Origin of the sequence: Micromonospora sp. NPDC049107 (assembly GCF_040648595.1) — a bacterium.
Lineage (GTDB): Bacteria > Actinomycetota > Actinomycetes > Mycobacteriales > Micromonosporaceae > Micromonospora.
The window spans coordinates 719,904-744,025 of the sequence record NZ_JBEZEC010000001.1 but is presented as its reverse complement, the minus strand read 5'-3'; the positions used below and the strand labels follow the sequence as shown (position 1 = coordinate 744,025).

General features: G+C 73.7%; 22 protein-coding genes and 1 riboswitch. Of the genes, 14 read left to right on the top strand and 8 right to left on the bottom strand.

Annotation, left to right across the window (positions count from 1 at the left end; all coding sequences use genetic code 11):
• Positions 1-24: 24 nt before the first annotated feature.
• The 3 genes from AB0B55_RS03175 to AB0B55_RS03165 all read right to left on the bottom strand — a co-directional run bounded on the left by AB0B55_RS03175 (position 25) and on the right by AB0B55_RS03165 (position 6,607).
• Positions 25-2,262, bottom strand: coding sequence for a magnesium chelatase subunit D family protein (locus tag AB0B55_RS03175; protein ID WP_357169923.1), 2,238 nt, complete (start codon positions 2,260-2,262; stop codon positions 25-27).
• Positions 2,259-5,927, bottom strand: coding sequence for a cobaltochelatase subunit CobN (gene cobN / locus AB0B55_RS03170; protein WP_357169920.1), 3,669 nt, complete (start codon positions 5,925-5,927; stop codon positions 2,259-2,261). Before cobN ends, AB0B55_RS03175 begins: the two co-directional genes overlap by 4 nt.
• 316 nt (positions 5,928-6,243) lie before the next feature.
• Positions 6,244-6,373, bottom strand: a riboswitch (cobalamin riboswitch).
• A gap of 111 nt (positions 6,374-6,484) precedes the next feature.
• Positions 6,485-6,607: a hypothetical protein gene (locus AB0B55_RS03165; RefSeq protein ID WP_357118330.1), complete on the bottom strand. Its 123-nt coding sequence runs from the start codon at positions 6,605-6,607 to the stop codon at positions 6,485-6,487.
• A gap of 307 nt (positions 6,608-6,914) precedes the next feature.
• On the opposite strand from AB0B55_RS03165, the gene AB0B55_RS03160 reads away from it, so the two are divergent.
• Entirely contained in the window at positions 6,915-7,805 is an 891-nt protein-coding gene (locus tag AB0B55_RS03160) for a DUF5919 domain-containing protein (RefSeq protein ID WP_357169917.1), read from the top strand.
• Complete coding sequence (locus AB0B55_RS03155) at positions 7,802-8,608, top strand: inositol monophosphatase family protein (RefSeq protein WP_357169914.1); 807 nt, start codon at positions 7,802-7,804, stop codon at positions 8,606-8,608. The genes AB0B55_RS03160 and AB0B55_RS03155 overlap by 4 nt, the downstream gene beginning before the upstream one ends.
• A 22-nt stretch (positions 8,609-8,630) precedes the next feature.
• Here AB0B55_RS03155 and AB0B55_RS03150 read toward each other — a convergent pair whose 3' ends face one another.
• Complete coding sequence (locus AB0B55_RS03150; RefSeq protein WP_357118321.1) at positions 8,631-8,966, bottom strand: hypothetical protein; 336 nt, start codon at positions 8,964-8,966, stop codon at positions 8,631-8,633.
• Positions 8,967-9,091: 125 nt separating this feature from the next.
• Between AB0B55_RS03150 and AB0B55_RS03145 the strand changes: the two genes are divergently transcribed.
• The 5 genes from AB0B55_RS03145 to AB0B55_RS03125 all read left to right on the top strand — a co-directional run bounded on the left by AB0B55_RS03145 (position 9,092) and on the right by AB0B55_RS03125 (position 13,923).
• Positions 9,092-9,667, top strand: a complete 576-nt coding sequence (locus tag AB0B55_RS03145) for an RNA polymerase sigma factor (RefSeq protein WP_357169911.1) — start codon at positions 9,092-9,094, stop codon at positions 9,665-9,667.
• Positions 9,660-10,394, top strand: coding sequence for a hypothetical protein (locus AB0B55_RS03140; RefSeq protein ID WP_357169908.1), 735 nt, complete (start codon positions 9,660-9,662; stop codon positions 10,392-10,394). The genes AB0B55_RS03145 and AB0B55_RS03140 overlap by 8 nt, the downstream gene beginning before the upstream one ends.
• 63 nt (positions 10,395-10,457) lie before the next feature.
• Positions 10,458-10,964, top strand: a complete 507-nt coding sequence (locus AB0B55_RS03135; protein ID WP_357169905.1) for a hypothetical protein — start codon at positions 10,458-10,460, stop codon at positions 10,962-10,964.
• Positions 10,965-11,090: 126 nt separating this feature from the next.
• Positions 11,091-13,250: an RNA polymerase recycling motor ATPase HelR gene (gene helR / locus AB0B55_RS03130; RefSeq protein WP_357170565.1), complete on the top strand. Its 2,160-nt coding sequence runs from the start codon at positions 11,091-11,093 to the stop codon at positions 13,248-13,250.
• A 10-nt stretch (positions 13,251-13,260) separates the two neighbouring features.
• Positions 13,261-13,923 carry a hypothetical protein gene (locus tag AB0B55_RS03125; RefSeq protein ID WP_357169901.1) on the top strand — a complete coding sequence of 221 codons (663 nt, stop codon included), beginning with the start codon at positions 13,261-13,263 and terminating at the stop codon, positions 13,921-13,923.
• A gap of 84 nt (positions 13,924-14,007) precedes the next feature.
• On the opposite strand, the gene AB0B55_RS03120 is transcribed toward AB0B55_RS03125, so the two are convergent.
• Together AB0B55_RS03120 and AB0B55_RS03115 are read right to left on the bottom strand one after the other, a co-directional pair.
• Positions 14,008-14,904 carry an aldo/keto reductase gene (locus tag AB0B55_RS03120; protein ID WP_357169898.1) on the bottom strand — a complete coding sequence of 299 codons (897 nt, stop codon included), beginning with the start codon at positions 14,902-14,904 and terminating at the stop codon, positions 14,008-14,010.
• Positions 14,905-14,977: 73 nt separating this feature from the next.
• The gene (locus tag AB0B55_RS03115) at positions 14,978-16,246 is read right to left on the bottom strand and encodes an MFS transporter (RefSeq protein WP_357169895.1); all 1,269 of its coding nucleotides are present in this window, start codon (positions 16,244-16,246) and stop codon (positions 14,978-14,980) included.
• A gap of 161 nt (positions 16,247-16,407) precedes the next feature.
• Here AB0B55_RS03115 and AB0B55_RS03110 point away from each other — a divergent pair, with 161 nt between their 5' ends.
• Complete coding sequence (locus tag AB0B55_RS03110) at positions 16,408-17,397, top strand: LacI family DNA-binding transcriptional regulator (protein WP_357169892.1); 990 nt, start codon at positions 16,408-16,410, stop codon at positions 17,395-17,397.
• Between the two features lie 76 nt (positions 17,398-17,473).
• Positions 17,474-18,175: a phospholipase gene (locus tag AB0B55_RS03105; protein WP_357118296.1), complete on the top strand. Its 702-nt coding sequence runs from the start codon at positions 17,474-17,476 to the stop codon at positions 18,173-18,175.
• Between the two features lie 13 nt (positions 18,176-18,188).
• Here AB0B55_RS03105 and AB0B55_RS03100 read toward each other — a convergent pair whose 3' ends face one another.
• A complete protein-coding gene (locus tag AB0B55_RS03100; protein ID WP_357169887.1) occupies positions 18,189-19,313 on the bottom strand; it encodes an FUSC family protein in 1,125 nt (374 codons plus the stop codon).
• A gap of 159 nt (positions 19,314-19,472) precedes the next feature.
• Positions 19,473-20,102 carry a TetR/AcrR family transcriptional regulator gene (locus AB0B55_RS03095; protein ID WP_357118290.1) on the bottom strand — a complete coding sequence of 210 codons (630 nt, stop codon included), beginning with the start codon at positions 20,100-20,102 and terminating at the stop codon, positions 19,473-19,475.
• A gap of 67 nt (positions 20,103-20,169) precedes the next feature.
• On the opposite strand from AB0B55_RS03095, the gene AB0B55_RS03090 reads away from it, so the two are divergent.
• The 5 genes from AB0B55_RS03090 to AB0B55_RS03070 all read left to right on the top strand — a co-directional run bounded on the left by AB0B55_RS03090 (position 20,170) and on the right by AB0B55_RS03070 (position 24,098).
• Entirely contained in the window at positions 20,170-21,333 is a 1,164-nt protein-coding gene (locus AB0B55_RS03090) for an FAD-dependent oxidoreductase (RefSeq protein ID WP_357169884.1), read from the top strand.
• Between the two features lie 158 nt (positions 21,334-21,491).
• On the top strand, positions 21,492-22,298 hold the full coding sequence (locus AB0B55_RS03085; protein WP_357169881.1) for a DUF3153 domain-containing protein: 807 nt from the start codon (positions 21,492-21,494) through the stop codon (positions 22,296-22,298).
• A 148-nt stretch (positions 22,299-22,446) separates the two neighbouring features.
• A complete protein-coding gene (locus tag AB0B55_RS03080) occupies positions 22,447-22,782 on the top strand; it encodes a hypothetical protein (RefSeq protein ID WP_357118280.1) in 336 nt (111 codons plus the stop codon).
• Positions 22,783-22,794: 12 nt separating this feature from the next.
• Positions 22,795-23,403: a glycine zipper family protein gene (locus AB0B55_RS03075; RefSeq protein ID WP_357169878.1), complete on the top strand. Its 609-nt coding sequence runs from the start codon at positions 22,795-22,797 to the stop codon at positions 23,401-23,403.
• A complete protein-coding gene (locus AB0B55_RS03070) occupies positions 23,400-24,098 on the top strand; it encodes a carboxypeptidase regulatory-like domain-containing protein (protein ID WP_357169875.1) in 699 nt (232 codons plus the stop codon). The genes AB0B55_RS03075 and AB0B55_RS03070 overlap by 4 nt, the downstream gene beginning before the upstream one ends.
• Positions 24,099-24,122: the final 24 nt, after the last annotated feature.

The window sequence follows — 24,122 nt, the reverse complement described above, 5'->3', positions numbered from 1 at the left end:
TGCTCATATGCGTATCTCGTCCTCTTATGTGGCGACAGAAACTGCAAGATCGCGGGGGGCGGGGTGGGTCAGGGCGTGCAGGGGGTGCAGGGGGGCGTTGAGTTGGGTGGCCAGGCGGCGGGCCAGGTGCAGGCGGATCGGGCCGGATTCGCAGTCGACGACCACGCAGGGGGCACCCGTCGCCGCGAGGATTGCCGCCGCTCCTGCCGCCCGGTCGAGCGGGCGGGTTCCGGCGGTGGCGCGGCCGTCGGTGACCACCAGGACCAGGGGGCGGCGCTTCGGGTCGCGCAGGCGCTCCACCCGCAGCAGGTCCGCGGCGGCCAGCAGACCCTCGGCCAGTGGTGTCCGCCCGCCGGTGGGCAACTCGGCCAGACGGGTCGAGGCGGCCAGCACCGACGAGGTCGCCGGCAGCACGGTGCGCGCGCCGGCTCCCCGGAAGGCGATCACCGCGACCTTGTCCCGCCGCTGGTACGCGTCGGTGAGCAGGGCGAGCACGGCATCCTTCACGGTGACCATCCGCTGCCGGGCGCCCATCGAACCGCTGGCGTCCACCACGAACAGCACCAGGTTGCCCTCGCGCCCCTCCCGGACCGCCTCGCGGACGTCGTCCGGACGCAGACGCAGCGGGCCCGCCAGTCGGCCCCGAGCCGCCTGGTGGGGTGCGGCGGCGCGGATGGTGGCCGGCAGGTGCAGCGCGCCGACCCGACCGTTCGGCACCCGGGCCCCGGTGGTGCGGCCCCTCCCGGTCCGGGCCCGCGACCGCCGGCCCGGCACCCCGTCACCGACGCCGGGCGCGGTCAGCAGCCGGGCTCGCAGACCACCCCGGGGTACGGCCACCCGTCCACCCTCGCGCTCCCGGTCGTTCCCGGTGCCGCTGCGCTCACCCTCCTCGGCCCGCTGACGGCGACCGCCCCGACCGTTCACCCCCGAGAAGTCCCCGTCCGCGCCGACGTCGGCGGCGTGCGGCTCCGGGCCGTCGGCCCTTCCGGACTCGCCGGCGCCGGAATCGTGCCCGCCGCTGCCCGACTCCCCACCGTCCACGTCGGCGGGATCGAGGGCGTCGCCGTCGGGGCCGTTCCCATCGTGACGATGTTCCCCGGTGTCGCCGTCCACGCCGGAGGAGCCGCCCAGGTCGCCGGCACTGCCGCCGGGGCCGCCCCCACCGCCACCATCGGGACCGTCGGGGCGCGGGCCGGCGGAGCCGCCGTCGTCCGGGCGGCCGTCGTCGTCCGGGTCGTCGGGGTGGTTGTCCTGGGCCCGTTGCAGCGCCTCGTCGAGGCGCTTCTCGTCCAGCCCCGGCGTGTCGAACGGGTCGCGGCGACGGCGGTGCGGCAGGGCGAGTCGGGCCGCCACCCGCACGTCGTCGCTGGTGACCCGGTCCCGGTCGTGCCAGGCGGCGTGGGCGAGGGCGGTACGCGCGGTGACGATGTCGGCGCGCATCCCGTCCACGTCGAACGCCGCGCACACCTCGGCGATCTGCCGCAGCGCGGCGTCCGGCAGGCGTACCCCGGGAAGCCGGCGGCGGGCGGCGGCCACCTGGGCGGCGATCTCGGCGTCGGCGTCGGCCCAGCGGGCGGCGAACCCGGCCGGGTCGGCGTCGGCGGCGAGCCGCCGGCGGACGACCTCCACCCGGATCTCCGGGTCCCGGCTGGCGTTCACCTCCACGGTCAGCCCGAACCGGTCGAGCAGCTGCGGGCGCAGCTCCCCCTCCTCCGGGTTCATGGTGCCGACCAGCAGGAACCGGGCCGCGTGGCTGACCGAGACGCCCTCGCGCTCGACGTGGCTGCGGCCCATCGCCGCCGCGTCCAGCAGCAGGTCGACGAGGTGGTCGTGCAGCAGGTTGACCTCGTCCACGTAGAGCACGCCCCGGTGGGCGGCGGCGAGCAGGCCCGGTTCGAAGGCGCGTACGCCCTCGCCGAGGGCCTTCTCCAGGTCCAGCGACCCGACCACCCGGTCCTCGGCCGCTCCGACGGGCAGTTCGACGAGGCGCGCCGGCCCGGTCTCGACGGCCGCCCCGACCGGGTGCGGCCCGTCCGGGCAGCCCGGGTCGGGTTCGGCCGGATCACACCCGAAGCGGCAGCCGGCGACCCGGCGCACCGGGGGCAGCAGCGCGGCGAGGGCGCGTACGGCGGTGGACTTGGCGGTGCCCTTCTCGCCCCGCACGAGGACCCCACCGATCGCCGGGGACACGGCGTTGAGCAGCAACGCCAGCCGCATGTCGGCCATGCCGAGCACGGCGCTGAACGGGTAGGTCGTGGTCATGCCCGGTCCTCCAGGTCGCCCTCGCTGGCCAGGTAGGTGTCGCGCAGGCGGTCCAGGGTGGCCGGCTCGGGCTTGGCCCACAGCCCCCGGTCGGCGGCCTCCAATAGCCGCTCGGTGATGCCGCGTAGCGCCCACGGGTTGGACTTCTCCAGGAACTCGCGGGTGGTGTCGTCGAACAGGTACGCGGCGGCCAGGTGCTCGTACATCCAGTCGTCCACCACACCGGCGGTGGCGTCGTAGCCGAACAGGTAGTCCACGGTGGCGGCCAGCTCGAACGCGCCCTTGTAGCCGTGCCGGCGCATCGCGGCGATCCACTTCGGGTTGACCACCCGGGCCCGGAACACCCGCCGGGTCTCCTCGCCCAGCGTGCGGGTCCGCACGTCGTGCGGCATCGCCGAGTCGCCCACGTACGCGGCCGGGGACGTGCCGGTGAGGTGGCGGACCATCGCCACCATCCCGCCGTGATACTGGAAGTAGTCGTCGGAGTCGACGATGTCGTGCTCGCGGGTGTCCTGGTTCTTCACCGCGACCGAGATCCGCGCGAAGGAGCGTTCCATGTCGGCGCGCGCCTCCCGACCGTCCAGGCCCCGGCCGTACGCGTAGCCACCCCACACCGCGTACACCTCGGCCAGGTCGGCGTCGCTGCGCCAGGTCCGGGCGTCGATCAGCGGCAGCAGGCCCGCGCCGTACGCCCCGGGTTTGGAGCCGAAGATCCGGGCGGTGGCCCGCCGCTCGTCACCGTGCTCGGCGAGGTCGGCGGCCACGTGGGCGCGCAGGTAGTTCTCCTCGGCCGGCTCGTTCAGGGCGGCGACCTGCCGGACGGCGTCGTCGAGCAGCGCCACCACGTGCGGGAACGCGTCGCGGAAGAACCCGGAGATCCGTACGGTGACGTCGACGCGGGGCCGACCCAGCTCGGCGGTCGGCACCACCTCGACGCCGGTGACCCGCCGGGACCGCTCGTCCCACACCGGCCGGCAGCCGATAAGCGCGAGCACCTCGGCGATGTCGTCGCCCTGCGTCCGCATGGCGCTGGTGCCCCACACGGTCAACCCCACCGAGCGGGGGTACGCGCCGGTGTCGGCGAGGTGCCGGGCCAGCAGCGAGTCGGCCAGGGCCACGCCGACGTCCCAGGCGTTGCGGCTGGGGATGGCCTTCGGGTCGACGGAGTAGAAGTTCCGGCCGGTGGGCAACACGTTGACCAGGCCCCGGGTGGGTGAGCCGGACGGGCCGGGCGGCACGAACCGGCCGTCGAGCGCACCGAGGGTGTTGGTCAGCTCGTCGGTGGTGCGAACCAGCCGGGGCACCAACTCGGTGGCGGCGAAGCGCAGCACCTCGGCGGCGTCCGGGATCGGCTGGCCGGTCACCTCGGCGACGACCGCCTCGGCCGTGTCGGCGGTCCAGCCCAGGGTCTCCATGCCGACGACCAGCCGCCGGGCGAGGGTTTCGATCAGGTCGATGGCATCGGCGGCGGTGCCGGCCGGCCCGTCCACCGCGTCGGTCAACGCGGCCGGCAGGGCGATCCGCCGGCCCGGCATGGCAAGCAGTTCCTGTTCGTCGAGGCCGTACGCGGTGGCGAGGGCCTGCCGCAGGCCGGGCAGGGCCTGGACGCCACCCCAGATCTGCGGGGCGCGCAGCACCGCGAGGACCAGGTTGACCCGCGGCTCGCCGGTGGGCGCGTCGGCGAGGATGTGCAGGCCGTCGCGGATCTGCACGTCCTTGACCTCGCACAGGTAGCCGTCGAGGTGCAGCACGAAGTCGTCGAAGTCGTCCGCGTCGGGCATCGCCTCGGTGTGCAGGTCGTGGTGCAGCTCGGCGGCGCGGACCAGGTCCCAGATCTGCGCCCGCACGGTCGGCACCTTCGCCGGGTCGAGCGCCTGCACGGTGGCGTACTCGTCGAGCAGTTGCTCCAGTTTGGCCAGGTCGCCGTAGGTCTCGGCGCGGGCCATCGGCGGCACCAGGTGGTCGATGACCACGGCGTGCGCCCGCCGCTTGGCCTGGGTGCCCTCGCCGGGGTCGTTGACGATGAACGGGTACACCAGCGGCAGGTCCGCGAGGACCGCGTCGGGCGCGCAGCCGGCGGCCAGGCCGAGGCCCTTGCCGGGCAGCCACTCCAGGGTGCCGTGCTTGCCCAGGTGCACCACGGCGTCCGCGCCGAAGCCGCCGTCGGAGACCGGCGCGGCGAGCCAGCGGTACGCGGCCAGGTAGTGGTGGCTCGGCGGCAGGTCCGGGTCGTGGTAGATGGCGATCGGGTTCTCCCCGAAACCACGCGGCGGCTGGATCAGCAGCGCCACGTTGCCGAAGCGCAGCCCGGCCAGCACGACGTCCCCGCCGTCGGTGTACAGCTCGCCGGGCGGCTCGCCCCAGTGTTGCCGCATCCGCTCGCGCAGCTCGACCGGGACCGCCTCGAACCAGCGCCGGTACGTCTGCCCCGGTATCCGCGCCTCGGCGGCGGCCAACTGATCCGGGGTGAGCCACTCCACGTCGTGCCCGCCGGCGGCGATCAGCGCGTGGATCAGCGCGTCACCGTCCGTGGGCGGCGGCGTGCCGCCGAGGTCGTAGCCCGCCTCGGCGAGCGCGGCGAACAGCCGGACCGCCGAGGCCGGGGTGTCCAGCCCGACGGCGTTGCCGACCCGCGAGTGCTTGGTGGGGTACGAGCTGAGCACCACGGCGATCCGCTTGTCGGCGTTCGGCACGTACCGCAGCCGGGCGTGCCGCACCGCGATCCCGGCGACGCGGGCGGCCCGCTCGGGGTCGGCGGCGTACACCGAAAGACCGTCGGCGTCGACCTGCTTGAACGAGAACGGCACGGTGACGATCCGGCCGTCGAACTCGGGGATGGCCACCTGCATCGCCGCGTCCAACGGGGACAGTCCGGCGTCGCTGGCGGCCCACTGCTCGCGCGTGCTGGTGAGGCAGAGCGCCTGGATGACCGGCACGTCCAGGGCGGCGAGCGCGCCGACGTCCCAGGCGTCCTCGTCGCCGCCGGAGGAGGCGTCGGCGGCGACCGCGCCGCCGGCCGCGAGGACGGTGACCAGCAGCGCGTCGCAGCGGGCGAAGAGCCCGAGGGGGCCGGCGCCGGCCGTCAGCCCGCGCAGCGAGCCGCAGAAGATCGGCAGGGGGTTGCCGCCGGCCGCGCGGACCGCCTCGGCCAGCACGTCGACGAACGCGGTGTTGCCGGCCAGGGCGTGCGCCCGGTAGAAGACGATTCCGATGGTGGGCCGACCCGGTTCGGTGGGGTGCTCGCCGTGCACGCCGTACGCCGGGGTCGGCGCGGGCGGTGCGAACCCCTCCCCGGTGAGCAGGACCGTGTCGGAGAGGAACCGGGCCAACTCCCCCAGGTTGTCCGGGCCACCCTCGACCAGGTACGCGAGGGCCTGGGCGACCACCCCGGACGGCACCGTGGAGACCGCCATCAGCTCCGCGTCCGGCAGCGCCTCGCCGCCAAGGACGACCGTGGGCACGCCGCTGGCGAGCACGGCGGCGAGGCCGTCCGGCCACGCCTGCCGACCGCCGAGCAGGCGTACGACGGCGAGGTCGACCCCGTCGAGCAGGGCGGGCACCTCGTCGGCCGCCACCCGGGCAGGGTTGGCGAGCCGGTAGTCGGCGTCGCTGGCGCGGGCGGCCAGCAGGTCGGTGTCGGCGGTGGAGAGCAGCAGAATGCGCACGGCAGGCTCCGGACGGTAACGTCGGCGCGCTCGCGGAAGCGGTTCGGCGACGACGTGCGGGTGGGCGCGGGGTTCAGCGGGCACCGCGACCCGGACCGCTCACCGGCACGGGGCCGGCGGCGACGGGTGGCGTGGCGCGGAACTCAGCGGGAAACGACGCCCAAGCGAGCGGATGCCGGCGCGGTTGTGCGGCCGGGTCGGGGCGCGGCGGTGCGACCGCCGCTCGGGGTACGACGGTGCTCGTGGGTGCGCAAGACGCCATGCGTCATCGGGTCCTCCTCGGGTGTCCACGCCCTGGGGTACGTCCCGACGGCCGAAGTATCCTGGCTTCCGGATCGACGCTCTCCCCCGGCCTTCCAACCGCAGACACACGGCCGTGACTCGCGAGGGGGGATCACTCCCCGGTGACAGTGGCGGGACCGCGTCGGATTCGCACCGACTTCCTTCACTGCCGTCAGGCCGCGAATGCTGCCACACCCTCGCGCCGCCGGTCAACGCGGACCCCGGTGCCGCCCGGTCACGAGCACCACATTGACCTGCGAAGATATCGGGGCGAGTCACTCATGGTTGAAGCGACGCGGCCGGCGAGTCAACGACAGCCAGCCGAGGAAACGCGCGTGCATCAGGGCAAGGTCGGGGCGACCGCCGAGACCGTACAAGTCGTGGATGGCCTCGTTCATGCAGGACGTAAGGTAGAGGGCCAGCGCCAGCGAGTGACCGTAGAACTCGGCGACGAGATCGAGTTGGGCGCGGGAGCATGGCCATGCTGCGGCACAGTTGCGGCACAACCAGGCGGGGCGCATGGGCAGGTGGGGGCGGGACCGCAGACTCACACCACGACCCTGCTCACCACAACCGCAGCGATCCATCACGGCGGGTGAATCCTCGATGGATAACTTTCATCCGCCCTCTGGATGTCCTCCCGGCATGCCATCCCACTACTGGATAAGCTGGCCCTCGGCCCTTGTAGCAGGAAGGAAGCCAGCCGTGAGCGTCCGCACAACTGCCACGCTTACCACTGACGACCTGCTGTGGGACACCACTGACATGCTCGACGCCCTGGCCGCTCGTAACATCGCTCAGGTATTCCGCCTCGTCCAGCGAGCCACCCGCGCCAGCCAGACCACTCTCGGCGTCGCCACCGGCCTCAGCCAGGCTCAGATCAGCGAGATCACCAGCGGTGCCCGCCGGGTCAGCAGCATCGATGTCCTCACCCGCATCTGCACCGGCCTGTCCATGCCCCGCCACGCACGAATGACGCTTCTCCTCGGCGAACGCGAGCCGGCCCCGGACCTCGCCGGACACCAGCTCAGCACGGCCGTACGGAACCAATGCGCTGATGTCAGCGCGATCTATTCCAGCCGATCAGATTTTATGGCGGAGCTGCCCCCGCAAGCCCTTTTCGACCATGCCACGGACATCCGAGCGGCCGGGCTGTCACTGAACCTCATCTGTCAGCAGTACGGCGACAATCGCCTCCTGAGACTCCTCGCCGCCGGCACCCGCCTCCGCTGCCTGTTCCTTGACCCGGCCGGCGAGGCGATCAGGCGGCAGGAGCGGGAGGACGACTATCCAGATGGGCACCTCAGCGCGCTCACCGAACTCAACATCCAGAACTTGGCCCGCCGCATTCGTGACCGGCTCCCGGCGGATGCCCGGGACAACCTCACCATCGGCGTCTACGACGAATCCATCCGCGCCAACGTCCTTCTGATCGATGGTCGACTCTGCGTTGTCCAGCACTACCTACCGCAGATGCGCGGTGTCGACTGCCCGACGCTGGTCATCGAGCGCAGCGCCAGCCCCAGCCCTTCCGGCCTCTACCCGATATTCGACGAGATGTTCAACTCGCTGTGGGAGCGCAGCCGCCAGCTATGACCGGCTACGCGCACCTCCTCCCTCTCGCACAGGAGGCCGTCGACCTGGCCCACGACCTGATGCGCAGGCTCCAGCCCGGTGCGCTGACCTTCAAGGGTGACCGCGACATGGCCTCGGACGTGGATTACGCCATCGAGCGAGCGGTCCGCGAGCATCTGGCCGCCAAGGCGCCTGACATCGGTTTCCTCGGTGAGGAGTACGGCAGCAGCGGCGACACCAGCGCGCTGACCTGGGCACTCGATCCAGTCGACGGCACCGTCAACTTCATCCACGGCTCGCCCCTGTGCGCGATCTCTCTCGGCCTCATCCACCGCACACACGCCGTCCTCGGTGTCATCGACCTTCCGTTCCTCGGCACCCGCTACCACGCCGTGCAGGGGCACGGCGCCTATGCCGACAACCGGCGCATCCGCGCCAGCCAGGTCACCGATCTGCGGGACGCCGTCGTCGCCATCGGCGACTATGCGGTCGGTGCCGAGGCCAGCCGGAAGAACACCGAGCGACTCGCCATCACCGAGCAGCTCACCCGACACGTCCAACGGATACGCATGCACGGGTCAGCCGCAATCGACCTCGCCTGGTTGGCGCACGGCCGGATCGACGCGTTCGTCATGCTCAACAACAACCCGTGGGACACCGTCGCGGGCGTCGTCATCGCCAGGGAGGCTGGCGCGCTGGTGGTCGACATTGACGGCACGCCCCACCACGTGAACGCTGGCGCCACGATCGGCGGCGGTGAGCTGATCCTTCCACCCGTCCTCACGCTCATCCAGCGATCACTCGCGCAGGCGAAACCCGCTTGAGCCCGGTTACGGCCTGACCGGCTCAGCGGGCGTGGCGTTCCGGGTGGGCCCGATTCCACACCCGCATCCGCTCCGGGTAGCCGGTGCGGGCCGCCTCGTACAGCGGCACCGCGTGTTTGCGGGCGATGTCGCCCGCCGCCCGGGGTGTGCCGGTGCGGCGACGGATCCACTCACCGTCGTAGGCGATCGCGACCACGGTGGTGTCGGTGGCGGTCGTCTCCGGTTCCAGGTAGAACTCCACCCCTCGCCGGCTGGCGACGAACGCCTCCAGCGCGGCGAGGTCGTCCCGGGTGGCCTCACGGTCCAGCTTCGTCGGGGTCGCCTCGCCGCCGCGAGACCGCCGGTTGAACCAGCCCATGCCCAGCCCCTCTCCTTCGACGCCACTCCCAGTTCAGCACCGATTCCTGGCAATAGGCTGCACGGCGGGTGGGAGAAATCTGACTCCGCTGGGGCGGAACCCGACGGGCGCGGGCGGTGTCATCAGTGCGAGTCCGACCGGAGGTACCCCTGGACGACGACGTGCTCGTCACCCGCGCCCGAGCCGGTGACCTGGAGGCGTACGACCTCCTGGTCGCCCGGCACACCGCGTCCGCGTACCGGACGGCGGTGCTGCTCGGCGCGGGTTCGGACTCCGAGGACGTCGTCCAGGAGGCGTTCGTGAAGGGCTACCGCAAGCTGTCGCGCTACCGGGGAGAGTCGTCCTTCCGCTCCTGGTTGCTCGCGATCGTCGCCAACGAGACCCGCAACCTGCACCGGTCCCGCACGCGCCGGGAGGGCCTGGTCCTGCGGGCGGCGGCGAACCCCCCGCCCGAGGTCGCCGAGGATGACGCCGTTGACGCCGTCCTGGCCGGCGAGCGGCGGGCCGCGCTGGTGGCGGCCCTGCGGCAACTGCCGGTACGCGACCGCGAGGTGATCGTCTGCCGGTTCTTCCTCGATCTCGGCGAGCAGGAGACGGGCGTCATGCTGGGCTGGCCCCGGGGAACGGTGAAGTCGCGTACCTCACGGGCACTGGCGAAGCTGCGCGCCCTGCTCGCCGACGAGGAGGTGCGTCATGGATGACCTCGCCCGGGACGGCCTAGAGGCGGAGCTGCGTGACCTCGGCGTCTGGTTGGACACGCCCGCCACGCCGGACGTGACCGCACGGGTGCGCGACCGGCTCGTCGGGGACGTACGCGGGCGACGTCGGTGGCGCTCCCTGGCCGCGGCGGCGCTCGTTGCCCTGCTGGTCGCGGCGCTGCCGCCGACGCGTGCGGCCGTCGCCGACGCGGTCGGCGAGGTGCTGCGCTTCGCCGGCGTCGGCATCGTCACGTCGTCCACGCCGTCGCCGCCCGAGGACGAGCCGTCGCCCCTGCCGTCGCTGCGGATGGTGGGGCTCGACGAGGCACGGCGGGCGGTCCGCTTCCCGATCCGGGTGCCGGCCGCGCTCGGGCCGCCGGAGCGGGTGTCGGTCGCCGACCCCGACGGCACCGGCGCGTACCGGGTCGCGACGCTGCTGTACGAGGGCGGCGGGGTGCGTCTCGACGCGTTCGACGGTCGTCTCGACCTGACCTTCCACAAGCGGACCAGCCGGCCGGGTGCGGAGTGGACGCAGGTCGACGGTGACTTCGCCGTCTGGGTCGACGGTCCGCACGTGCTGTCCTACGTCGACCGGTCGGGGCAGATCCGCCGGGAGACCGCACGACTCGCCGCGTCGACCCTGATCTGGGAGCAGGCCGGCGTGACCTACCGGCTGGAGGGCGCGCGCAGCATGGCCGAGGCGCTCGAGATCGCCGGCTCGCTCCCCTAGGAACCCGCCCGGCCCGACCGGTGTCTCTCTGGTACGGGACACGTCCTTGTGGGAGGGAGCGAGATGATCACTTGGGGCAGGTTTCTGCTGGGGTCGGTTCTGGTGCTGGCGGGCTGCGGCACGGCCGGTGACGGGCCGGCGACGACTGCCGGCGGTCCAACCACTGCGGCGGTCGGCTGCGCGTCGCGGGTCGAGACGGGGTCGCTGCCCGACTGGGCGGACGAGGGGTTCCACGGGGACACCCGCATGCCGCACGTCTTCGGCGCACGGGGTGAGATCGTGGCGGTGCTGTTCGGCCACCCGCTGGCGCAGGTCCGACCGGACGCGTCGAGCAACAAGATCCTCTGGGTGGCCCGGCCCGCCACGACCTCGCCGCCCCCGGGCGCGTCGACCACCCTGAAGATCATCGCCACGTTGGACGGCACCGACACGCGAGTGACCCACGAGGTCGCCGGCGGGCCAGCGCCGTCGATCATCGACATGCCGCGAGCGGGGTGCTGGCATCTCGACCTGAGCTGGGGCGGGCGCGCCGACACGATGGATCTCGTCTACGCCGAGCGGAAGCCGTGACGACGAGGAACAACCCCTCCCGCCATATCCAACATATACCGCATGGGGGGACTTGCGGCAAGGCCCCCGCTGTGCCGCAGAATGGCCCGTCCAAGGCCATGACCTGCGCAAACGGGAGCCATGAAGATGAACGTGTCGTCGGCGGCGGCCAGTGTGTTCGACCTCCCCGAGAACCTCGCCGCCAAGGCCGACCCGGCGCTCGTCGCCCGGGACGAGCAGCACTTCGCCGTGATCGCGGCGAGCCTTCAGCGGTCGATCGCCGACCTGTCCGACCGCCTGGACGCCGAGCGCCGGGCACCGGCGGGCAAGGGTCGGCAGGCGGTCGTCCGGGACGAGGAGGTCCGGCGGCTGACCGCCCGCCTGCGTGCGCTGCGCCGTTTCGGTCTGGATCTGTGTCTCGGTCGCATGGTCCACGCGGACGACCCCGAGCCCGTCTATATCGGACGGTTCGGCCTCAGCGACGGCGATGGCCGCCGGCTGCTGCTCGACTGGCGTTCACCGGCCGCCGCGCCGTTCTTCGGAGCGACCCACGCCAACCCGATGGGCCTCGCGAGCCGACGCCGGTATCGCTGGACCCTCGGCCGGATCAGCGACTACTGGGACGAGGTGTTCACCCCGGACGGGTTCGAGGGGCACGCCGCGCTGGACGACCAGTCGGCGTTCATCGCCAGCCTCGGCGGCAACCGCTCCGCCCGGATGCGCGACGTGCTCGGCACCATCCAGGCCGACCAGGACGCCATCATCCGGGCCGGATCACGCGGCGCGCTCGTCGTCGACGGCGGTCCGGGCACGGGCAAGACCGTCGTCGCCCTGCACCGCACCGCGTACCTGCTCTACTCCGACCCGCGCCTGCGGCAGGGGCGCGGCGGGGTGCTGTTCGTCGGGCCGCACCAGCCCTACCTGGCGTACGTCGCCGACGTCCTGCCCAGCCTCGGCGAGGAGGACGTGCAGACCTGCACCCTGCGGGACCTGGTACCGCAGGGCGCCTCGGCCGCCGCCGAGAGCGACCCGGAGGTGGACCGCCTCAAGTCCTCGCTCGGCCTGGTACGGGCGATCGACGCGGCCGTCCGCTTCTACGAGGAGCCGCCGACGACGGCGCTGACCGTCGCGGCCGGCGACACCGACATCCGGCTGAGCGCCGACGACTGGGCCCAGGCGTTCGAGGCGCCCGGATCGGGCACCCCGCACAACGAGGCCCGCGACGAGATCTGGGACGAACTGCTGAGCATCCTGCTCGGCAGGTACGACGGCGACGAACCCGAGGACCTCGTCCGCGCGTCGCTGCGGCGCGACGCGGAAATCCGTACCACGGTCAACCGCGCCTGGCCGCTGCTCGACGCGGCCGACATCGTCGCGGACCTGTGGTCGGTGCCCGCCTATCTGCGCAGGTGCGCCCCCTGGCTCGGTCCCGACGACGTCCGCCGGCTCCAGCGCGCCGACGCCCGCGCGTGGACGGTGTCCGACCTGCCGCTGCTGGACGCGGCACGACAGCGGCTCGGCGATGCGGAGGCGTCAGGGCGTACCCGCCGCCGCGACGCCACGATCGCCGCCGAACGGGAACGCATGGCGACGGTGGTCGACGAGCTGATCGAGGCGCACGCCTACGACGACGGCGAGGGCGTGCTGTCGAGCCTGCGCCAACTGGACCTGCAGGACGCGCTTGTCGACGAGGCCGTGCTGCCGGGCGTCGCCGCGGATCTGCTGGCCGGCCCGTTCGCGCACATCGTGGTGGACGAGGCGCAGGAGCTGACCGACGCGCAGTGGCAGATGCTGCTGTCGCGGTGCCCGTCGCGCAGCTTCACGATCGTCGGGGACCGGGCCCAGGCCCGGCACGGATTCACCGGGTCGTGGCGCGAACGGCTCGCCCGCGTCGGGCTCAACGAGGTGACCCTGACCTCGTTGACCGTCAACTACCGGACGCCCCGGGAGGTCATGGCGCAGGCCGAACCGGTCATCCGGGCCGTACTCCCGGACGCGAACGTGCCGACCTCGATCCGCGGCAACGGGATCCCCGTCACCCACGGATCGGTGCGCGACCGGGACGCGATCGTCGACGGCTGGCTCGCGGAGCACGCCGAGGGAATCGCCTGCGTCATCGGCGACCCCACGTTCCGGCCGGCGACGAGTCGCGTCCGGTCGCTGAGTCCGGAACTGTCCAAGGGGCTGGAGTTCGACCTGGTCGTCCTCGTCGATCCGGAGGCGTTCGGTGAGGGCGTCCAGGGGGCGGTCGACAGGTACGTCGCGATGACGCGCGCGACCCAGCGGCTCGTCGTGCTCACCGATTAGGCTGCCGGACGTGCCAAACGACGTGCGGGAGGCGGCGGCGCACAACAACGCGCAATGGTGCGACGTGGTGTGCGCCAGCCACGGCCTGGTCGGCCGGATCGACGCCGACGCGTGGTCGGTGCCCCGCCGCTCCCCGCCCTGGTATCCGGACGCGGTCACCCTGCGCCCCGGCGTCGACCCCGAGGCGCTGCTCGCGCGGATCGACGCCGGGGCCGGCGCGTCGGTGAAGGACAGCTTCGCCGACCTCGACCTCGCGGCGTACGGGTTCCGGGTCCTCTTCGACGCGCAGTGGATCCACCGCCCGCCGACCGATCCGCCGACCGGCGTGCCGCTCGACCGGGTCACCACGGCGCGGGGGCTCGCGGAGTGGGCGAGCGCGCACGGCGGTGGGGAGCTGTTCCGCCCGGCGCTGCTGGCCGACCCGGGCATCCGGGTGCTGGCCCGGCACGACGGGCGGGGCGCTGTCGTGGGTGGGGCGGTGGTCAGCGGCGACGATCCGTCGGGCGTCTCCAACCTGTTCAGCACCAGCGACGATCCGGACGAGATCTGGCTGGCGATCTCCGCCACCCTGCCCGACGTACCCCTGGTCGGCTACGAGTCCGCGCCCGACCTGCCCCCGGCCCGCCGAGCCGGCTTCCACCCCGCGGGCCTCCTGCGCATCTGGCTCCGTTGATCATGAAGTTATTGCCACGACACGCCGACATCGATGGCAACAACTTCATGATCAACGCCGGCGGGACGGGGGTGGGGGACGGCGTCAGCCCAGGCGGGTCAGGTCCTCCGGGGTCAGGTCCAGGGACGCGGCGGCTATGTTCTCCTCGAGGTGTGCGGGGTCGCTGGTGCCGGGGATGGCGAGGACGTGCGGGCCCTGGTGCAGGGTCCAGGCCAGGCGTACCTGCGAAGGGGTGACGCCGTGGTCGCGGGCGACCGCCTCGACGGCCGCGCCCGGCGCGGCGGTCGCTCCCGCCTCCCGGGAGGTTCCGGCCAGCGCGAAGAACGGCACGTAGGCGACTCCCCGCTCGCCGCAGGCCCGGACGAAGGCGTCCTGTTCCCGGTAGGCGTCCAAGCCGTAGTTGTTCTGCACGCAGACCACCGGCGCGATGCCGGCCACCTCGTCCAGCTGCTCGGGCCGGACGTTGGACAGCCCGAGGTGCCGGATCAGCCCGGCGTCGCGCAGCTCGGCCAGGGCGCCGAACCGCTCGGCCAGCGGCACCGCCCCCGGCCCCCGGCCGAGCCGTAGGTTCACCACGTCGAGCTGGTCGCGGCCGAGACGACGCAGGTTCTCCTCGACCTGCGCGCGCAACTGCGCGGGGGTGAACGCCTCGGTGAACCCGTCCACCGGGTCGTAGCCGAAGCCGACCTTGGTGGCGATCACCAGATCCTCGGGGTACGGGGCGAGGGCCGCCCGGATCAGCTCGGTGGCGTACCGGGCGGGACCGGTGCCCACCCGCAGGGTCCCGCCGGGCGAGACGTAGAACGCGGCCGTGTCGAGGTGGTTGACGCCCAGCTCGACGGCGCGGCGCAGCAGCGCGATCGCGCGCTCGCGGTCGGGGTTCGCGGTGATCCGCATCGAGCCGAAGCCCATCCGGCGCACCGTGCGGTCGCCCAGGGTCCAGGTGCCCGCCGCGGCGGCGGTGATCTCGTCGATTGGCATCGGGCGACCGTAGCCAGCACGGGCGTGCGGCGCACTCGGCCGCGCGCCCGATACCGGCACGCCCTGATCCGGGCTAGTTTTGTTGTGCTGCCGACGACTGCTCCCGCTCGGCGGCGCGCGGCGGGCGCAGCGCCGGCACCAGGGCCAACGTCGGCAGGAGCAGCAGCGGCACCACCAGCAGCGCCCGCAGGACGCCGACGTGGTCGCCGAGCAGGCCCAGCAGCGGCGGGCCACCCAGGAAGGCCGTGTAGCCGATCACGGCGACGACGCTGACCCGTACCGCCGCGTGCGCCTCCTCGTCGGCCGCCGCGCTCATGCCGACGGGGAAGCCGAGAGACGCGCCGATCCCCCACAGCGCGACGCCGACGATGGCCACCGGCCCCGAGCCGGCCAGCACGGCCAGCGTCGCGCCGGCGGCGGCGAGCAGGACGGTGCCGGTGAGGACCGGCACCCGCCCCCAACGGTCCAGCGCGACCGTGCCGGCGGTACGACCGAGGGTCATGCCGACGACGAACACACCGAAGACCGCGGCACCGGCCGCCTCGCTCAGGTCCCGGCCGTCCACGAACGCGACCGCCAGCCAGTCGTTGGCGCTGCCCTCGGTGAAGGCCGCCACCAGCACGAACAACCCGATCAGCAGGGTGCGCGGCTCGCGCCAGGCGGCGAGCTGGGCCCGCCGACGGCCGGCCGGGCTGGTGTCCGTCGGCCCGTTGGCCGCGTCCACGACGGGCTGGGGCAGGTACGCCCGGGACGCGAAGACGGTGCCGACCAGGACCACCACGGCCACCACGGCGAGGTGCGCGCCCACCGGCACGTCCAGGCGGGCCGCCCCGGCGCCGACGCCCGCGCCGGCCACCGACCCGAGGCTCCAGGCCGCGTGGAAACGGGGCATGACGGTACGCCCCAACCGACGCTCCACCGCCGCGCCCTCGACGTTCATCGCCACGTCACACGCGCCGGAGCCGTAGCCGAAGGCGACCATGCCCAGCGCGACGACGGCGGCCGACCCGGCGACCGTCGCGCCCAGCCCAGCCACGATCAGGCCCACCGCGACCAGCACGGTCGAGAGGGTCACGGTGCGGGCGGAGCCGAGGCGCTGGGCGAGCAGCCCGGACGTCGGCATGGCGAGCAGCGCGCCGACGCTCAACGCGAGCAACAGCAGCCCGAGGCGGCCGGCGGACAGGTCCAGCGCCTCCCGGACGGCCGGCACCCGGGAGAACCAGCTACCGACGGCCAGGCCGTTCAGGGTGAAGGTCAGGGCGACGCCGTTGCGGGCGAGCACGACGGCCCGCGCCGGCGCGGTGGCGTCCGGGGCGATGGCGGGACTGGTGGGGGCACTCACGGGGTGGTCCTCTTCCTAGGGGTGATCTCCTGGCACGATCGCACACCTGAGAGCGCTACCACCACAAGCGGGCCCCACCCCTTACCGCAGGCCCGCAGGTCGGGGGATGATGGCCGGCAGGCGCACGCCCGCCGGGGGCGGGCGTCGTCGGGGAGGACACGATGACGGCAGCGGCACCGCGCCCAGCCACCCTGGAGGACGTCGCCCGGGCCGCCGGAGTGTCCCGGTCCACCGCCTCGCGGGTGATCGCCGGCACCGGGTTCGCCTCGCCGGCCGCCCGGGCACGGGTGGTGACGGCCGCCGACCAGCTCGGCTACGTGCCCAACCCGGCCGCCCGCGCACTGGTCCGCGGCGGCGGCGTACGGCTGGTGGTGGCCGCCCTGGGGACCAGCGCGGCCGTGCTGGACGACCCGTACGTGGACCGCGTGGTCGGCTCGGCCGCCCGGGTGTGCGCGCCGGCCGGCGTCGGGGTGGCCCTGCACTGGCTGCCGCTGGGTGACCCGCGCGGCCTCGACCAGCTCGCCGCCGACCGCAGCGTGTGCGGGGTCGTGCTGGTCAACACCACCGAGGACCTGCTGGCGGCCGTACCCCGGGCGCTGCACGGCCGGATCGCCTCGATCGGCATCGGCTCGGCCACGGTGCCGTCGTTCGACGTCGACAACACCACCGGCGCGGGCGCGGTGTTACGCCACCTGTACGGCACGGGCCGCCGCCGGATCGCCATGGTGACCGGTCCACGGTGGCTGCCGTGCGCGCAGCGGCCGGTGCGGGCGTACCGCCACCTGATGCGCGAGGCCGGCCTGCCGGAGCGGGTCGTGCGGGGGGACTTCACGGCGGCGCGGGGCCGGGAGGCGGCCGGCGAGGCGCTGCGGCGCTGGCCGGACGTCGACGCGATCTACGCGATCAGCGACGAGACGGCCCTGGGCGTGATCGCGGAGCTGCGTGAGGACGGCGTCCGGGTGCCCGGTGACGTCGCGGTGGCCGGCTTCGACGACATCCCGCTGGCCGGCATGACCGCGCCGGCGCTGACCACCGCGAGCCACCCCGTGGGCCGGATCGCCGCCGCGGCGGCCGCCGCCGTGCTGGCCGGTCGCCCGGGAGCGCCGGTGACGCTCTTCCCGTCCGACCTGGTGGCCCGGGACAGCGCCTGAGCGGCCGCCCGGTTAACCGGCGGCCGGCCGGGTAACCGCCTCGCACCTCTCGTCGACCGCGAGGAGTTGGTGGCCCGTGTCCGACCCCGTGCCGCCGAGCCGGGCGCCCGCGCAGGGTCACCGGCACGGCCGGTTGACCACCCGCCCACACCCGCCGGTGGTGACCGGGCCGACCGGCATCGTGCCGCTGCCCGGCGGTGACGGTGGTCGGCCCGCGATGGCGTACGTGCCGGAGCCGGCCGCCGACGGGGCCGCGTACCGGCTGGTGGTGCTCCTGCACGGGGCGGGTGGTTCCGCGCGGCACGGACTGGACCTGCTGCTCGCGGAGGCGGACGCGCAGCACCTGCTGCTGATCGCCCCGCAGTCGTCGGCGACCAGTTGGGACCTGATCGCCGGTGGCCTCGGGGTGGACGTCGGGCACATCGACGCGTTGCTGGCCAGCGCGTTCGACGGCTACCCCGTACAGGGTGTGACGCTCGGCGGTTTCTCCGACGGAGCCTCGTACGCGCTCTCGCTGGGCCTGGCCAACGGCGACCTGGTCGACGCGGTGCTGGCCTTCTCCCCCGGCTTCGCCGCGCCGCCGGTCGTCCGTGGGCGACCACGGATCTTCGTCTCGCACGGGGTGGACGACCCGGTGCTGCCCGTCGACGTGTGCAGCCGCCGCTTCGTGCCGCACCTGCGCGGAATCGGCTACGACGTCACCTACGAGGAGTTCACCGGCGGCCATGAGCTGCCCGCGGAGATCCGGGCGAGGGCCACCGGGTGGCTCACCGGGTGACCCCCGGTGTCGGTCAGACGGCGGGTAGGCCGAGGGCCGCGTCCACGCGGGCCAGGACGGCGACGTCGTCGTCGGGATGCACGCCCCGCAGCAGGTCGATCGCCGTCGCCCGGACCTGGCCGATGATCATGGCGAGGGGGAGGGTCTGGGTCGACCCGAAGAGCTGCCCCGCGGTACGGACGGCCGCCAGCGCCGCCTCGTCCGCCCGCAGGGCGTGCCGGTCGGCGACCTCCTCCTGCCCGTCCAGGTCGGCGGCGAGCGCCGCGCCGGCCTCCCGGACCGCCTCCACCAGGCAGCGCAGCGCGTCGCCCAGCTCGGGCGGGGTGGAGGTCCCGAGTCGACTGAGCGTCACGCCCGCGCGGGCCAGCACCCGGACGTTGCGGACCACGTAGTCGATCTGCCGGACCGACTCGTCCACCGACCGCAACCGGCCGATGTGCCGGCGTCGGCGCACGTTGAGCCGCAGCGCCTCGCCGGCGGCCAGCACGCCGTCCCGCAGCCCGTCGACCCGGGCGTCCATGCCCCGGGCGCGCGCCAGGGCGGCCACCGCCGCCGGCTCGTCGCGCCCGTCCAGCGCGTCGGCGATCCCGCCCAGCAGGCCGGCCAGCTCGTCGAACGTGCGCCGCACCTCGACGACGAGCGGCGCGAGCGGGTGCCGGGCGTCGACGAGCAGGCTGACGGCGAGCGCCACCGCGCCGCCGATCAGCGCGTCGACGAAGCGGAACGGCACCAGCGACCCGTCCGGCGGCGCGACCACCACCAGGTAGAGCGCGGAGACGGCGGCCTGTACGAGGGTGACGCCGGTGGCCCCGAAGGCGACCGCGAGCAGGACGGTGAGCAGGATGACCGTGCAGACCGTCCAGGTGCTGCCGGGGCCCAGCGCCTGCACGACCAGGTCCGCGACGAGCACCCCGGCGGCCACCCCGAGCACGACCTCGACGGCCCGCCGGATGCGCTGCCCACGGGCCTGACCGAGGACGATCAGCGCGGCGGCCGGCGCGAAGAACGGCTGCGGATGCCCGAGCAGGCGGGTGGCGAGCAGCCAGGCCACGGTCGCCGCGACGGTCGCCTCCAGCACCGGCCGCCACCCCTGCCGCAACCGGTGGCCGGCGACCCGCAGGCCCGCGAACCACGCCATCGGCACCTCCCACCGGTCGACCGACGCGTTGTGCGGCCGTCAGCGATCACCGGCGTCCGCCGGCTCGCCCTCCGCGATCGTCCACCATCGGCCGGCGGAGCCGCCGACCGGGCCGCCCGTCGGCCGCCGTCGCGTCCGGCGCGCGATCACCGGCTCCGGTCACCTCCCGGTCAGGGCGCGCAGCAGCGTACGGACGGCGTCCGCGAGATCGGCGCGGCTGTCCGGGGTGCCGGGGGTCGGGGCGGTGAGCGCTCCCGCGCCGACCAGCCGGTCGAAGAGGAGCCCGTCGACGTACGCGACGAACTGGTCGCCCTGCCGGTCCGGGTCGGTGGCGCCGGCGCGGGTCAGCAGATCGCGGGACTGGGCCCGGATGCCGATGCCGTGTCGCAGGATGCCGCGTAGTTCGGGGCGGTGCACCGCCTCCAGCAGGCAGGCGTAGCGGGTCAGGGTACGGCTGCGTCCGACGCCCAGCCAGCGGTCGAGCACCTCGGCCACCCCGGCGGCGAGCTGGTCGAGGTCGTCGCCGTCCAGGCGGGGGCCCGCCTGCGGGGCGGGCGGCTCGGTCGGCAGGTCGTACGCGGCCAGGTCGGCCCGGTCACGCTCGACGAGGCGCCGCACCACCGCCTCGATCAGCGCCTGGCGGGTGCGCAGGTACGCCGAGGTGGTGCCGGGCGGCAGCTCGGCGCGGGCGTCGACGGCCCGGTGGGTGAGCGCCCGCATGCCGCCGTCGGCGATCAGCTCGATGGCCGCGTCGGTCAACAGCGCGATCCGGTGGGCGCGGGCGTTCAACGGGGTTCCTCCTCTGCGCGGTGCGCAGGTAGTATCCCCCTTCTACAGGTGTAGAAGGGTGGACGACATGGACGAGCCACACGCGGTGGTGGTCGGCGGGGGCATCGGAGGGCTGAGCGCGGCGCTCGCCCTGCACCGGCGTGACTGGCGGGTCACCGTCCTGGAACGCGCCCCCGAACTGCGCGAGGTGGGCGCTGGGTTGAGCCTGATGGCCAACGCGCTACGCGCCCTGGACGCCCTCGGCCTCAGCTCTGCCCTGCGGTCCAACGCACACGCCGAGGCCCCCGGCGGGGTCCGCGACCGGCGGGGCCGGTGGCTGTCCCGCATGGACGCGGCAGAGATGGTCCGACAGCTTGGCACCAGCGCGCTCGGCGTCCACCGGGCCACCCTGCACCGCATCCTGCGCGAGGCGCTGCCCGCGTCGTCGCTGCACACCGGGGCCGAGGTCGAGCACGTCGACTCCGACTCCGACCACGCGACGGTGCGCTACCGCGGGCCCGACGGCCCGCGAACCCTCCACGCCGACCTGGTGGTCGGTGCCGACGGCCTGCGCAGCCGGCTGCGCGCCCAGCTCTGGCCGGAGATTCCCGCCCCGGTGTACGCGGGCTCGACGGCCTGGCGGGCCGCCATCGCGTTCCCGGAGCCGATCCCGACGGCGATCACCTGGGGCCCGGCCGCCGAGTTCGGCATGGTGCCGATCGGCGACGGCTGGCTCTACTGGTACGCGGCCCGCAACGCCCCGCCCGGCGGCCACGCCCCGGACGAGCTGGCGGCGGTTCGGGAGCACTTCGGCACGTGGCACGACCCCATCCCCGCGCTGCTGGCGGCCACCCCACCCAAAGTGGTTCTCCGCAACGACATCCACCACCTGGCCACGGCGCTGCCGTCCTACGTGCGGGGACGGGTGGCGCTGCTCGGCGACGCGGCCCACGCGATGACGCCGAACCTCGGGCAGGGCGCCGGCCAGGCCATCGAGGACGCGGTGGTGCTCGGCGCGGCCTGCGCCGGGGGCGCGCAGGGGTTGCCGGCCGCCCTGGCGGCGTACGACGAGCAGCGTCGCCCCCGCACCCAGGCCATCGCCCGCGCGTCCCTGCGCGCCGGGCGGTACGGCCAGCAACTGCGGAACCCTCTCGCCCTCGCGGCCCGTACCGCCGCGCTGCGCCTCGTCCCGGCCAGCGTCACGCTGCGGAGCATGACCTGGTGCGTCGACTGGCGGCCGCCGCAGGGCTGAGTCGCCCGCCATTCCGGCCGGCGGCGCAAAGCTTCAGTCTATTCTTCGGGGCCGCTCTCCGCCTCGGCCAAATACGACAGTGCGCCGGTACAATCGGCGACTACCTTGTGACCAATCGCTGACTGCTCGTGGTGAATTGGATCACACACACTGAGCGCATGAACAGGAGCGTCAACCGCGGTAGGGCACTCCGCGTCGCGGTGTGCCTCCTTCTTCTCGTCGCGTTGAGCGGCTGCATGCAACTCAACATGGGGCTCACCGTGAACGCCGACGACACGGTCGACGGGCAGTTGCTGCTGACCGCCCAGAAGTCGGTGCTGAGCTCCCAGAACAAGAACATCCCGGCCGCGTTCGCCGAGCTGCGGAAGAACATTCCGGCGCTGCCTCCCGGCGAGGAGACCGGCTACGAGGACAGCAAGCTCTTCGGCGCACAGATCAATTATCGCAAGGCGCCGCTGGCCGGCTTCGACAGCGAGAGCGTCAAACTGGTCCGGGACGGCGACTTCTACCGTTTCACGTTACCGCTGGATCCGAAGAAATACGGCGGGAAAGCCGCCCAGCAGAATCCGCAACAGCAGCAGGCCTTCCTCAAGCTGATGTCGTTCGAGATCTCGGTGACCTTTCCCGGACGGGTGATCGACACCAATGGCACCGTCAACGGTCGATCGGTCACCTGGAAGGTCGACGCCAACCAGGACAAGCCGATGGAACTGCGCGCCGTCGCCGAGGCGCCGCCGCGCCCCTCGGCCTCGCCGGCAGCCGCCGACACCGACTCGGGTGGTTTCCCGTGGCTGCTGGTCGTCGGCGGCGTGCTCCTGCTGCTCGTCCTCACCGCTGTGGCCGTACTCCTGTTGCGTCGCCGTCGCTCGACGGCGCCGGCGGCAGCCGGTCCGACCGCGACCGACCCGACCGCGCCCGGCCCGACCCCGCCGGGGCCGCCCGCCGGCGCGCCCGGGCCCGGCTGACGCATCCGGTGGCCGGCCTCCGCCGGCCGCGTCCCTGCTCCGGCCGCCCCGCGACGGCGGCGACCGGCGTCGGCACTCCCCGCGCGGGAGCGCCGGCCTCACCACCACCACATCCCGGTCGCACCACTGCAGAAAAGGGGGGATCGCCGTGAACGATCTCTTCACCTGGGCAGCCCTGGGCAGTCTCGCCGGAGCGAGCGCCGCCACCCTGCTGGCCACCAACGTCATCGGCGGGTTGATCGGTCCGAGCGGCGACAAGCTGCGCAAGTGGATCGCCATCGCCATCGCCCTGCTGCTGTCCTACCTCTCGGCGGTGTTCGCCGACGAGGTCGGCGGCGAGAAGTGGGTCATCGCGTTCTTCAACGCGCTGGTCATCTTCTCCGCCGCGCTCGGCGTCAACCAGTTCCCGCCCGGCAACCGCCAGGCGACACCCACCCAACTCGCGAGCGGTCGCGAGCCCCGCGTCTTCCGCTCCTGGGTCTGAGGGGGTGTCGTCATGATCTTCGGAATCCTCAGCGCGGTGATCCAGATGGCTGCCGGCGCCGTCTTCGGCCTGCTGGCCGGCGGGCCGATCGGCCTGCTCGTCGGGGCCGTCGTGGGCCTGCTGGTCGGGGCCGTGTTCGGCTGGGCGGTCACCTCCGCCGGGGTGTACGCCCCGGACGCCCGCGGCATCGTCCTCTTCGTCGTCGACCACACGTGGAGCCTGCTCAACACGGTGGTCGGGGCCGTCTACCTGGTCGTGCACCTCGTCTTCGGGCACTCGTTGGACCGGCCCACGTCGGCCGCCAGCGGCCGGGTCTGCGTGGTGCAGGGGGTCTCCCCGCGCTACGCCACCACCATCGGCACCGTCTGCGCGGGCTCCAACTCCGGCATCCAACGCCACGAGGACGTGCACATCTTCCAGGCGCGACTGCTCGGACCGCTGTACATCCCGCTGGTGCTGGCGAACTACGCGCTCTTCACCATCGCGCCGATCTGGCTGATCTACCACGACCACACCAACGCGCCGATCAACCGGTTCACCCGCTACTTCGAGATCGGCGTCTACCCGCACGTGTGGAACGAGGCCATCGCGTACCGCATCCAGGGGACGCCGCCGCGATGACCGTTGACGGGCGCGGACCGATCGAGACGGCCACCGCCGAGCTGGTCGAATGGCTGACCGGCGCGGCGGGGGAACCCGTCCCGATCGGTCCACCCCGCGCGGGTGGCGACGCCGACGGGCTGACCCTGTGGCCCCTCGAACTGCGCCCGGCCCAGCAGACCCGCTCCAGCGGCGCGGTCCGCGAGCCGTACCGGTTCACGGTCCGCTACCTGCTCAGCGTGGCCGGTCCGGCCGGGCTCGCCGTGCTGGACCGGGTGCTCGCCGCCACGACCCGGGACGGCCGCTACCCGGTGGTGCTGGAGGCCGGAGCGGCGGCGCTGTGGCACGCGCTGGACGCCGCGCCCCGCCCGGCGCTGCTGATCGACGTACCGGCTCAGGTGGACCACCCGACACCGGCCGCGCCCCCGGTCCTGCAGCCGCTGCGGCTGCGTCAGGTCGCGGTGCGCGCGCTCGCCGGCCGGGTCGTCGGCCCGCAGGACCAGCCCCTCGCCGCCATGCGCGTCGAGGTGCCCGGCACGGCGTCCGCGACCCGCACCGGGCCCGACGGCCGGTTCCTGATCGCCGGGGTCCCGCACGACCCCGAACACCCTCATCCGGTACGACTGCGACTGAGCGGTCGCGGGCTCGTGCTCACCGCCGACGTGGACGCGGACGACGACGACATCGTCATCGTCTGCGCGCCACCGACCCACTGACGCCCGCCCCACACAGGAGGACCG

What these genes read in the sequence shown, in the direction of transcription:
- AB0B55_RS03175 (WP_357169923.1), bottom strand. Translation starts at nt 2,262, where the DNA reads ATGACCACGACCTACCCGTTCAGCGCCGTGCTCGGCATGGCCGACATG.
- AB0B55_RS03165 (WP_357118330.1), bottom strand. Translation starts at nt 6,607, where the DNA reads ATGAACGAGGCCATCCACGACTTGTACGGTCTCGGCGGTCGCCCCGAC.
- AB0B55_RS03155 (WP_357169914.1), top strand. Translation starts at nt 7,802, where the DNA reads ATGACCGGCTACGCGCACCTCCTCCCTCTCGCACAGGAGGCCGTCGAC.
- AB0B55_RS03150 (WP_357118321.1), bottom strand. Translation starts at nt 8,966, where the DNA reads ATGGGCTGGTTCAACCGGCGGTCTCGCGGCGGCGAGGCGACCCCGACG.
- AB0B55_RS03140 (WP_357169908.1), top strand. Translation starts at nt 9,660, where the DNA reads ATGGATGACCTCGCCCGGGACGGCCTAGAGGCGGAGCTGCGTGACCTC.
- AB0B55_RS03135 (WP_357169905.1), top strand. Translation starts at nt 10,458, where the DNA reads ATGATCACTTGGGGCAGGTTTCTGCTGGGGTCGGTTCTGGTGCTGGCG.
- helR (WP_357170565.1), top strand. Translation starts at nt 11,091, where the DNA reads ATGAACGTGTCGTCGGCGGCGGCCAGTGTGTTCGACCTCCCCGAGAAC.
- AB0B55_RS03120 (WP_357169898.1), bottom strand. Translation starts at nt 14,904, where the DNA reads ATGCCAATCGACGAGATCACCGCCGCCGCGGCGGGCACCTGGACCCTG.
- AB0B55_RS03110 (WP_357169892.1), top strand. Translation starts at nt 16,408, where the DNA reads ATGACGGCAGCGGCACCGCGCCCAGCCACCCTGGAGGACGTCGCCCGG.
- AB0B55_RS03100 (WP_357169887.1), bottom strand. Translation starts at nt 19,313, where the DNA reads ATGGCGTGGTTCGCGGGCCTGCGGGTCGCCGGCCACCGGTTGCGGCAG.
- AB0B55_RS03090 (WP_357169884.1), top strand. Translation starts at nt 20,170, where the DNA reads ATGGACGAGCCACACGCGGTGGTGGTCGGCGGGGGCATCGGAGGGCTG.
- AB0B55_RS03085 (WP_357169881.1), top strand. Translation starts at nt 21,492, where the DNA reads ATGAACAGGAGCGTCAACCGCGGTAGGGCACTCCGCGTCGCGGTGTGC.
- AB0B55_RS03075 (WP_357169878.1), top strand. Translation starts at nt 22,795, where the DNA reads ATGATCTTCGGAATCCTCAGCGCGGTGATCCAGATGGCTGCCGGCGCC.
- AB0B55_RS03070 (WP_357169875.1), top strand. Translation starts at nt 23,400, where the DNA reads ATGACCGTTGACGGGCGCGGACCGATCGAGACGGCCACCGCCGAGCTG.